Genomic DNA, 9,769 nt, shown 5'->3' on the forward strand with positions numbered 1-9,769 from the left:
TGGAGAGCGAGATGCGCGGCATCGGAGAGATGGCCCGGGACAGCGGACTGAGCGTGAGCGCGCTTCGGTTCTACGACCGTGCCGGTGTACTGGTTCCGGCTTGGGTGGACCCGGTCAGCGGCTACCGCTGGTACGAGCCGGAGCAGTTCGAGGAAGCCCGGTTGCTGGCCCGTCTGCGCCGGGCCGGCATGCCCCTCGCGGACATCCGGCTGGTCCTGGCCGGCTGGTCCGGGGCGGACACGGACCTGGTCCGCGGGCTCTTCCAGGCGCACCTGCGCCGCCTCGAACTGGGCCTGGCCGACGCCCGCAGCGAGCTCTCCACACTCCGAGACCTCCTCGACCGCAGGGAGAACCCCATGACCGCACTCCGCAGCACCACCGCCCGGCCGTCCGTCCCCGCGCAGGAGCTGGCCGCCGCGCTGGACGCGGTCCGTTTCGCGGCCGGTACGGACCCGGATCTGCCGATGCTCGGCGGAATCCTGTTCGACCTGGAGGGAGGCGAACTGACCCTGGCGGCCACCGACCGCTACCGGATGGCGGTCGCGCGGGCCGCTGCGACGGGGCACGACGGGCCGCGCGTGCAGGCCCTCGTGCCGCTGCCGCTCGCCGATGCGATGCGGGCACTGCTGCGGGGCGAGGAGCCGGCGCGGCTCACCGTGGACGGTGGCCGCGTGTCGCTGGAGTCCGCCGACCGTCAGGCGGCCGGCCCCTGCCTCGACCACGACTTCCCCGACTACCGCCGCCTGGTTCGCCCGCCGGCCGGCCGCCGGGCGCTCGTCGATGTCGCCGCTTTCCGCAGGGCACTGGAGACCGGGCCGGTCCGCGCGAGCCAGATGCGCGAGCAGGACGGCGAGTCCTACGACGTCAGCGTGCTCAGGTTCGCGGACGACGGCACGGTGACCCTCTGCGAGGACGGCCAGGACGACCAGGAAAACGTCGGCGTCAACCGGGAGTTCCTGCTGGACGCGCTCGCCGCCGGTGCCCGCAGCGAGCTGGTCCTGGAAGTCGGCGCCCCCACGGCACCGCTGGCGATCCGCCGGCCCGACGACGAGCACACGTTCTCGATCCTCATGCCGGTCCGTCTCGAGGACTAGAACGTGTCCTCGGCCGGGGAGCGCCCGGCGGAAAAGCCGACGACAACTTCCCTGCCGTGATGCAGGGTTGGCGCATGTTGGATCACATCGCCATCCAGGTGCACGACATCGCCGACGTGTCCGCCCTGCAGAGCCGCGGCATACCGGTGGTCGCGGTGGACCGCCGCCCCCGCGGGGCCGGGGTGGACGCCGTACTGGTGGACAACGAGGAGGGCGGTGCGGCCGCCACGAAACACCTGCTGGCCCGCGGCTACCGGCGGATCGCCTGCATCACCGGCCCGCGGGGCGCCTCCACCGCCGAGGAACGGCTCGCCGGCTACCGCAGGGCACTCCAGGAGTTCCTGGACGACGACCCGGGTACTCCCGCCAAGGAAATGAATCTGTTGCGCGACTACACCCGGCACGCCGACTTCAAGTCCGAGGGCGGGCGCACGGCCATGGCCGATCTGCTCGCGTTGCCGCAGCGGCCGGACGCGGTCTTCGCGGCCAACAACCTGATGGCCGTCGGGGCCCTGCAGGCGGTGCGCGAGGCAGGCCTGCGACCCCCGCGGATCGGTGTCGTGTCGTTCGGCGAGGTGCCCTGGGCGCCGCTGGTCCAGCCCGGCCTGACCACGGTCCAGGTGCCCTCGTACGACCTGGGGCGGACGGCGGCCGGACTGCTGCTGGACCGGATCGCCGGGCAGGAGCGGCCGTTGCGCACCGTGGTGCTGCGCAGTTCCCTCCAGGTGGGGCAGACCACGGCGGGGCCGGTGTGAGCCGAGAGCACCGTGCCGTCAGCTCCGCGGTCCCGGTCGGGGCACGCCCGCGGGGCCGGCGAACGGGTGCACACCGCCGTCGGCCCGGGTCCCTACTCCCCGAGCAGCAGCCGCTCCAGCGCCGCCCGTGCCCGCGCGTCGGACTGTGCGCGGGCCGCGACCGCGACCGCGAGCTCCCGTATCCACTCGTCGAGCGCCACCGGGCGCCGCGAGAGCACCGTGCCGTCAGCTCCGCGGTCCCGGCCGGGGCACGCCCGCGGGGCCGGCGAACGGGTGCCCCCCGTCGGCCCGGGTCCCTACTCCCCGAGCAGCAGCCGCTCCAGCGCCGCCCGTGCCCGCGCGTCGGACTGTGCGCGGGCCGCGACCGCGACCGCGAGCTCCCGTATCCACTCGTCGAGCGCCACCGGGCGCCGCGAGAGCACCACGCCGCGGACCTCCTTGCACACCTCGCCCCGAGGATGCGTCCCCGCCAGGTCGAGCACGAGACGCTGCTCGCCGAGGAAGACCTCGACGCGCTCGATGCGACCGTCGCGCCCCGCGAGCCGGTCGGCCAAGCGCCGTTTGCGCTCCACGGCGACGGAACCCGGCGGCAGCGCCTCCGAAAGGGTCCCGGTGAGCACCTGGGCGTAGACCTCGATGTCGGCGGCGTCCCTGCGCAGCGCGGCCGTCAGCAGGTCGATGGAGTCCGGCTCCCCGTCGGGCTCGAACGGGACGGGGTCGTGTGGCGAGGTCATCGCGGGGCCTCTCGTGGTGTGCGGTCGTGCCGGGTCTGCTGGGCCGGGCGCTCAGCCGTCCAGGCTGAGCACCATCGTCGGGCGTTCGATGACGTGGTCCTCGCGCAGTGGCCGCACGGCCGTGCCGATCGCGAAGAACTCGGTGGTGTGACCGCCCCACCGGTGGTTGTGCGCGTTGAGCTGTACGCCGACGACGCCCTCCGCCCGCAGCTCCTCCGCCTCGTGCTGCATCCGCGTCATCGCCAGCTCCCGCGCGTCGTACAGCGCCTGCGTGAACTGCTCGATCTCCACGTTCTTGCCGATGTTGGAGAACATCTGCCCCATCCGCTGGTGCGCGATGTGGTAGACGCAGGTGCCCATCACCATGCCCAGCGGGGCGTAGCCGGCCCGGATGAGCGTCCAGAAGTCCTGGCCGTTGAGGTCCGAGGTGAACGGCTGCCCCTTGGGGTTGCGCCAGCTGCCGCCGTTGCCGCCCGGCGCCGGGTGGTCGGCCTTGACGGCGGTACCGATCGCGATGAACTCGGCGATGTCGGTGCCGAATTCACGGGCCTCGACGCTCAGCCGCACGCCGACGATGCCGTCCGCGCCCAGCTGGGCCGCCTCCGCCTCCATGCGGGTCATCGCCAGCTCACGGGCGTGGTACATCGCCTGGCTGAGCGTCGTCAGCTCCTGGTTTTTGCCCCAGCGGCCCAGCTGGATGCCCACGTGGTAGATCGAGCTGCCCAGGACGAGGCCGATGGGCCGGAATCCCGCCTCGCGCACCAGCAGGAACTCATTGACCGACAGGTCGCTGGTGAAGATCGAACCCGGCTTGCCCGGCTGCAGCTCGGCCAGCCGCCGCATCGCGTCGGCGGGCACGCCCTGGGCGGATGCGGCGCCGGGGGTGCCATCGGCGGGGTTGAAGACGGTCATGAACAGGTTCCCCTCATCGCATTTCGGTGGCGGTGCGGCGCATGGTCCGCCGGCGTCGTTCCGGGTCGAGCGGCATCACGGTGAGTGTGCGGGGCGGCTCCTGGCGTGCCGTGAAGCGGGCGACGGTGGTGCCCAGCAGCGTCGCCTCGGCCACATGGTCCTCCTGGTCGTTGTTGCCGCTGCGCATGCAGGGTTCGCCCCAGATGCGCAGACGGCCCGCGGAGAGGATCACACCGTCGCCGCCCCGCCGCCCCGTCTGGCCCTCCAGGTGCGCACGGGCATCGGAGCGCACCGCCTGAACCAGGTCGCTCCAGCCGCTGACCTCGGTGTTGCTCCACGAGCGCGTCTGTGCGCGGGTGGTGTAGTCGTCGTGGCACACGCCGACGGACATCCCGTACAGCAGCTCGACGGGGACCCACCCGGCCGTCACCAGCTTCGCGAACCCCTGGCCGTCGAGGTGGCAGGTGAACGGCTGCGGCGCCCGAACCGTTCCGGCCGCGCGCACGGCGGTCCCGACCACCTTGAACTCCAGGCAGTGGGGCTGCGCCGCGAAGGGCGCGACCGTCAGCTGCGCCGCGACGACGCCGTCACCGCCGAGGGCCGAACACTCCGCGGTCATCCGGTCCAGGGCCGAGCGACGGGCGCGGTCGAGCACCTCCACGAGACCGGCGGACGGGGCGCCGCGCCCGGAGAGGGCGACGCGCGCGCAGGTGCGGCCGGGGGCGTACCACACGCCCGCGTAAAGGCAGTCGTGATAGCCCCAGTACCGGCCGCTGCGGCCCACGTGGTAGACGGCCGAGCCCATGACCTGGCCCACCGGCTCGAACCCCACGGCGCGCAGTGCGGCGAACTCACCGGTGGACAGAGCCGAGGACCATGTTCCGCTGCTCCGCACCTCCGCGATGCGTGCGGCTGCCGCCGGGGGCAGCCCGGCCCCCGTCCATTCCCCGCTCATGGACACCAACTCCCCGCTCCGTGCCCTGTCCAAGGGCATAGCGGTTCGAGTCTATGCCCGGCCCCCGGGGCGCCGGACCCGCCGGGTGGCGGCTACGTCGCGGGCTTGGTCAGCAGCAGTTCCGTGTTGTGGTCGCCGGCTGTCCCGATGCGGGTGGCGGGGGTGGCGTAGGGGTCGTTGTAGGCGAGCTCGCGGTAGAGGGCGGCCAGACCGCGGTCGGAGGTGTCGGTGAAGTCGGTCGCGTAGGGTGCCGCGGACTCGATGAGCGTGGTGAACAGCGACAACGTGCCGTCCTGGTTGTCCGCGATCTCGATGATCCGGGCGTGGTGCGGGTAGTCGACGTGGGAGGCGGTGTTGATCTCCCAGAAGGCGCGCTCGGGGACGGTGTGGCCGTGCGGGATGATCTGGTTGGTGTGGGTGTGGCCGTTCACCCAGGCCACGACGTTCGGGAAGCGCTGGAGCAGCGCGACCAGTTCGTCGCCGCTGTGGCGGCCCTCGAAGAGGTTGTACGGGTCGGGCAGCAGGTTGCCCATCGTGCCGCTGGTGTGGTGGCTGAAGACGACGACGAGGCGGCCGCCGGACCCGCCGCGCACCACGCTGCCGTCGCTGTCGTACCAGTGGCCGCTGTGCGCCTTGAGGACCGACTCCAGCCAGTTCAGCTGCCCGGTGCCGAGTGAACCGTCGGCGAATCCGGCCCGGTTGGTGGTGTCGAGGCTGATACCGAGGACGCCGTCGGCGAGGTCGAAGGTGTAGTAGAGGTGTCCGCTGCCGGCCGAGTCCTGGGTGAAGCCGTGGCCGACGGGCCCGGCGCCGGTGTACGCGGGGTTCAGATGGGCCTTGGCGAACTCGGTGGGCGTGAACGGGTGGCGGCGCTCGTCGGGGGTGACCATGCGCAGGGAGCCGCCGTTGGTCAGCAGCCGGCTCAGCAGGATCACGGCCTTGCCGGGGTCGTGCAGCAGGGCGTCCGCGAGCTGGGCGGCGGTCGCGTCGTCGCAGCCCTCGACCTTGCGCGAGCCGGTGTACAGATCGTTCAGCAGGCCGAGGTCGGGCAGGCTGCCCTCGGTGCTGTCGTCGTGGTTGCCGACCGTGGTGTACCAGGGGACGGTCAGGCCGGGCGCGTCGAAGGGGCGTATCGCGCCGGACAGGAGACCGGGGATCTGCGGCAGCCCCTTGGCCTTGTAGGCGTCCTGGAGGGACGACTCGGGGTTCCAGTACTGCGCGCTGCCGGAGTTCTGCACGCCCTCGTAGCGCGCGAGGTCGCCGCTGTTCGGGGTGATGCGGCCGCCGCTCATGACGGTCAGGTACCAGTCGAGTTCGATCCGCTCGTGGTTGTCGGTGTTGTCGCCGGTGGCCATGACCAGGCTGAACGGCAGCCCGGTGTAGGGGCCCTGGCCCACCGCGTTGACGCGCTCGACGAGCGATGCGGCGCCCCGCACGGTCAGCGTCTCCTGCGGGCGATGCGCGCTGTCGATGAACCGCGCCAGGTACTCGAACCGGACCGGTGACTCGGTGTCCGTCAGGTGCAGGTCGGTGAACTGCACGAAGGAGGCGAGCCCGGTACGGCGGTCGTCGCGCCCGGATGCGGCGCCGGCCAGTTCGGCGCGCACCGCCAGGGGCCAGCCGGGGCCGGCCACGAGCCGCTTGTACGCCCCGTCGCCGACGGGCGTGGCGGCCTGTTCGAGGGTGGTGCCGTCGATGCGTACGGCTCGCGCCGCCGTGGCCGCCAGGGCCTGGTCCTGCGCCAGCGCCCGGCCCGGTGTCAGCACCGGCCACAGCGCGGCCGTCGCGGCCGCCGAAGACATCCCTGTCACGAACCGACGCCGACTGATCCCGCTCATGAATCCCCCTGTCGCTGACGGCACTTGAGCCTCGCGTCCGACCGCCGGACGCGTCCGCCGCGACAGCCTTACCGACGAGTAGGCGTGTGTCCAGAGTGTGGTGGGAAACGGAGGGGAAACAGAAGAGACGAGGTTAGCCCGCCGGGATGATTCACCGGTGCCGGAGGGTGAACCCTGCACGGTGGGTCCGCGTCAACGGCGGTCGTCGGCGTTCGGCCGTTAGCGTCGGCTCCTGTGCCGTTGAGCTATGCATTCGTGAACCTCAAACCGGGTGTGGGGAAGACGACCAGCGCCGTCTGGTTGGCCCACGCGCTGCACGCGTCGGGCCTGTCACCGCTGCTCGTGGACAGCGACCCCGCCTCTTCCGCGCTGCGTTGGAGCGAACTGGCGGGCGGCTTTCCGTTCCCCGTGCTCGCTCTTCCGGTGGGCGACGTACACCGGCGGGTGAACGACTTTCTCGACAGCCGACGGGCCGTGGTGTTCGACGCCCCGCAGCTGGAGGACCACGCCCCCATCGCCCGGGGCGTCATGCGGTACGCGAGCGAGTGGATCGTGCCCGTGACCCCGGCCCCGATCGAACTGGACCGCATGGCGCCCATCGACCGCGAAATGGACGACATGCAGTCCCTGCGCTCCCGCCCGGCCCGCGCCGCAGTCCTGCTGAACCGCACGAATCGTCCCGACGCCACGCGTACTGGTCCCGATGCCGACGCCCGCGAAGCCCTCACCGAGCGGGGCTTCGACGTGCTGTCCACGCATATCCCACGGCTCGACCTGTACTCCCAGTCCTTCGGCAGCCCCGTCGAGGTGAAGGGCACCGCGTACATGGATCTCGCCGAGGAGCTCATCAGCCGTCAGGACACGGTGTGAACCAGCGCAAGGACGCCTATCGAGCCGCGCTGCAGCGCCGACCGGACACCACCGCCCCCGCTTCCGCTCCCACCAGAGTCACCCGGCTGGACACCCGCTACGTGAAGGTGACCATCGAGCTCGACCTCGCCTTCGCCCGTGACCTCACCGGCTGGGCCGGACAACCGCTGTCCGCGCTCGTGCGCGCCGGCGAGGCAGTCCTGCGACCGCTGAGGCAGGACCGGTAGCCCGGGTTCGCCGCGTCAGGCCTCCTCCTGAGGCGGGGACCGGTCGGGGCCGTGGGGCGCGGAGTCCGGGAGGAAGAAGTCCCGGAGGGCCTCGCGGACGGGGTGGTGCTGGCGGGGCCGGACCGACGCCGCGAAGTCCTGCGCGCGTGGTCGGGGCGCTGAGCCGGCCGCGGTGGGCGGCTGCTCCGGCGTGGTCTCCGGGGACGGGTGCGGGGCCGGAGCCGGGAACGCCTCGTCTGCAGCCGGGGCGGAGGGAGACGCGATCGACATCGACAGGACCTCCCGGACGATCTCCTCGGCGCGCTCGTGGCGCGGGCGCATGTCGGAGACGGAGATGCCGTAGGGGGCCAGGACGCGCGGGAGGAGGGAGTCCTCCCACTGCCCGATGCGGCGAGGGCCCGGGCAGGACTTGGGGATGGGAGTCCAGGGGCCCGGCGAGCCGAGAAGGGTGTGGTGGGCCAGGCCCGGGTCGGCGGGGGTGCGGCAGGCTCGGTGGGCGATGGCCGGGTGAGTGCGCATCAGCCACCAGTGGAGGCGGACCAGGGCGTCCAGCTGGGCCTCCGTCCAGGGGTCGGCGACGTGCCCCTCCGTCGTGATGGTGACCGCGCCGGTGCCGTCGGAACGGAGGTTCGCGCGGTACGCGGAATCGGCGGGGGTGCTCGTGTCCAGCCACTGGGTGATCTTTCCGGTGGCGGACACGCCGAAATGGCTCCAGCCGCGGGCGCCGGGCCGACGGAAGCGTACGTCCGCGGCGGGGAGGCTGGCGTTCGCCGTATGGACGATGATCTGGGTCGGCTGGAGGGGTGAAGGCGCCTCGGCCCGGGCGAGGAGCCGGACCGAGGCGAAGGGGCAGAGGGGCACGTCAGTTCTCCTCAGTTCTCCTGGGGGTCCGCGTTCGCGTCCGAGAGCGGCGCGGCCAGGGGGCGGAAGACGCGGCGGAGCTCGGTGAGGGAGTTCTCGCCGGTGATCCAGGCCAGCGGGGCGTAGTGGACGTCGATGCCCAGCGGGAGCTCGAGGACGGGGTCGCCGGCGGAATTCTCCGGCCACTCGACGGCGCCGGTGACGGTGCGGGTCGGGACCAGCCAGAAGTCGCCGGAGCGGTAGGAGCCGCCGGGGTTGAAGTAGACCTGGAGGCCGTCCTCCAGTTCCGTCCAGGTGCCCTCCTCGACGGGCAGGGCGCCGCCGTCGGTGCGCGGGCGGTGGCCGGGGGTGCCGGTGGAGGCGTGGTCCCAGCGGCGGAGGAAGGGGTGGCGCTCGGGCAGCGCGCCGACGCCGGGAAGGGGCTCGGCGGAGAGGCGGACCCGGCGGCCGGGGAGGTCGATCTCCTCGACGCTCAGCAGGGGCGCCGGCTCGCCGCGGCTGAGGTAGGCGGAGTCGCAGACCTCGACGCGGTCCCCGACGTCCAGGGTGAGCTTGTCGTCATCGCCGAGGGTGGACAACGCGACCCAGGTGCCGGCGAGTTCGGCGATAGGGAAGGCGACACTGCCGTTCTCCCTCGACCACTTGAAGGTCGCGCCCCGCTCGGCCGTCCCGCCCTGGTGGATCTCGATGCGGTAGAGCTGGTTCTCCGGGCCGCGGTAGCGGGCGTCGGGCCGGACCAGGCAGGGCTCGTCCGCGGCTCCCTCCGGCCGCTCGGCACGGGCGGCCAGGCGGGCGGTGGAGCGCTGGGCGGCGACCCACTTCTCGAAGGCGTCGCGGACCGTGGCCGCGCCCCCGTCGCCGACGTCCAGGTCCTGGGCGGGGAGGGTGAGTACCTGCCAGACGGTCTTGACGCGGGCGGCCGTGTCCGGCATGGCGGCGCCGAGCGCGACCTCACGGATCTCGGGGTCCTCGACGGCGGTGACGCTGCGGTCCCAGACCTTGAGGTAGGCCAGGAAGGGGAAGGAGGTGGGGAGTTGGTCGCTCAGCAGCTCGGGGTCGCGGTAGGCGTCGGGCTGGTTCCAGTAGGTCCAGGTGGCGGGGGTGGGGGACGGGATGACGCCGTCGCTGTCCGCGCCGGCCGAACCACCCTCCAGCGGCAGCCCGCCGTCGGCGGGGACGGCCGGGGCCGGCTGGGGGCGGGTGGCGTCGAGCTGGATGCCGTCGACGTAGTAGCGGCCGGCACCGATGATGAGGTCGTTCTCGGGGGCGCTCTTGACGTAGGCGATGCCGAAGCCGGGGTCCTTGCCGGGTTCCCCGGGTCCCCCGTCGCGGCCGATCAGGTCACGGGCCAGGGTGCGGGAGCGGAAGAGCTCGATCGCCGCCTGCTCATTGGCGTCGGCGTCCAGTTGGACGCGGCCCTGCTGGGCGAGCACCGCGGAGTAGTGCTTTCCGGGCTGGTGGGTCAGGCGCGAGAAGTCGCCGTACATGGTCCCCCTCAACTTTCTTGTGCTGGTGCGCCGGTG

The 9,769-nt window shown here is 72.6% G+C and carries 11 protein-coding genes; 4 read left to right on the forward strand and 7 right to left on the reverse strand.

All coding sequences use genetic code 11. The annotated features are described in order from the left end of the window. Nucleotides 1–11: 11 nt before the first annotated feature. A complete protein-coding gene (locus ACWDEN_RS35560; protein ID WP_351603136.1) occupies nt 12–1,094 on the forward strand; it encodes a DNA polymerase III subunit beta family protein in 1,083 nt (360 codons plus the stop codon). Between the two features lie 74 nt (nt 1,095–1,168). Continuing rightward, the gene (locus ACWDEN_RS35565) at nt 1,169–1,849 is read left to right on the forward strand and encodes a substrate-binding domain-containing protein (RefSeq protein WP_450862032.1); all 681 of its coding nucleotides are present in this window, start codon (nt 1,169–1,171) and stop codon (nt 1,847–1,849) included. A gap of 92 nt (nt 1,850–1,941) precedes the next feature. Here ACWDEN_RS35565 and ACWDEN_RS35570 read toward each other — a convergent pair whose 3' ends face one another. From ACWDEN_RS35570 to ACWDEN_RS35590, 5 genes are all read right to left on the reverse strand, one after another. Next, nucleotides 1,942–2,067, reverse strand: a complete 126-nt coding sequence (locus ACWDEN_RS35570) for a hypothetical protein (protein WP_450862034.1) — start codon at nt 2,065–2,067, stop codon at nt 1,942–1,944. A 78-nt stretch (nt 2,068–2,145) separates the two neighbouring features. After that, nucleotides 2,146–2,583: a hypothetical protein gene (locus ACWDEN_RS35575; protein WP_450862036.1), complete on the reverse strand. Its 438-nt coding sequence runs from the start codon at nt 2,581–2,583 to the stop codon at nt 2,146–2,148. 51 nt (nt 2,584–2,634) lie between these two features. Then, entirely contained in the window at nt 2,635–3,495 is an 861-nt protein-coding gene (locus ACWDEN_RS35580) for a heavy metal-binding domain-containing protein (protein ID WP_450862037.1), read from the reverse strand. Nucleotides 3,496–3,508: 13 nt separating this feature from the next. Continuing rightward, nucleotides 3,509–4,450 carry a heavy metal-binding domain-containing protein gene (locus ACWDEN_RS35585; protein ID WP_450862039.1) on the reverse strand — a complete coding sequence of 314 codons (942 nt, stop codon included), beginning with the start codon at nt 4,448–4,450 and terminating at the stop codon, nt 3,509–3,511. A gap of 92 nt (nt 4,451–4,542) precedes the next feature. Continuing rightward, nucleotides 4,543–6,288, reverse strand: a complete 1,746-nt coding sequence (locus tag ACWDEN_RS35590) for a TIGR03767 family metallophosphoesterase (protein ID WP_450862040.1) — start codon at nt 6,286–6,288, stop codon at nt 4,543–4,545. A gap of 255 nt (nt 6,289–6,543) precedes the next feature. On the opposite strand from ACWDEN_RS35590, the gene ACWDEN_RS35595 reads away from it, so the two are divergent. Next, a complete protein-coding gene (locus ACWDEN_RS35595; protein WP_450862042.1) occupies nt 6,544–7,158 on the forward strand; it encodes a nucleotide-binding protein in 615 nt (204 codons plus the stop codon). Beyond that, nucleotides 7,155–7,385, forward strand: coding sequence for a hypothetical protein (locus ACWDEN_RS35600; RefSeq protein ID WP_351603122.1), 231 nt, complete (start codon nt 7,155–7,157; stop codon nt 7,383–7,385). The genes ACWDEN_RS35595 and ACWDEN_RS35600 overlap by 4 nt, the downstream gene beginning before the upstream one ends. 15 nt (nt 7,386–7,400) lie before the next feature. On the opposite strand, the gene ACWDEN_RS35605 is transcribed toward ACWDEN_RS35600, so the two are convergent. Next, nucleotides 7,401–8,246, reverse strand: a complete 846-nt coding sequence (locus ACWDEN_RS35605; protein ID WP_450862044.1) for an N-acetylmuramoyl-L-alanine amidase — start codon at nt 8,244–8,246, stop codon at nt 7,401–7,403. An 11-nt stretch (nt 8,247–8,257) separates the two neighbouring features. Next, on the reverse strand, nt 8,258–9,745 hold the full coding sequence (locus ACWDEN_RS35610; protein WP_450862046.1) for a DUF6519 domain-containing protein: 1,488 nt from the start codon (nt 9,743–9,745) through the stop codon (nt 8,258–8,260). Nucleotides 9,746–9,769: the final 24 nt, after the last annotated feature.

This window comes from Streptomyces sp. NPDC001153 (genome assembly GCF_053598315.1).

Bases quoted from the DNA above. Each gene is read 5' to 3' on its own strand.
- ACWDEN_RS35560 (WP_351603136.1), top strand. From the start codon at position 12: ATGCGCGGCATCGGAGAGATGGCCCGGGACAGCGGACTGAGCGTGAGC.
- ACWDEN_RS35565 (WP_450862032.1), top strand. From the start codon at position 1,169: ATGTTGGATCACATCGCCATCCAGGTGCACGACATCGCCGACGTGTCC.
- ACWDEN_RS35575 (WP_450862036.1), bottom strand. From the start codon at position 2,583: ATGACCTCGCCACACGACCCCGTCCCGTTCGAGCCCGACGGGGAGCCG.
- ACWDEN_RS35580 (WP_450862037.1), bottom strand. From the start codon at position 3,495: ATGACCGTCTTCAACCCCGCCGATGGCACCCCCGGCGCCGCATCCGCC.
- ACWDEN_RS35585 (WP_450862039.1), bottom strand. From the start codon at position 4,450: ATGAGCGGGGAATGGACGGGGGCCGGGCTGCCCCCGGCGGCAGCCGCA.
- ACWDEN_RS35590 (WP_450862040.1), bottom strand. From the start codon at position 6,288: ATGAGCGGGATCAGTCGGCGTCGGTTCGTGACAGGGATGTCTTCGGCG.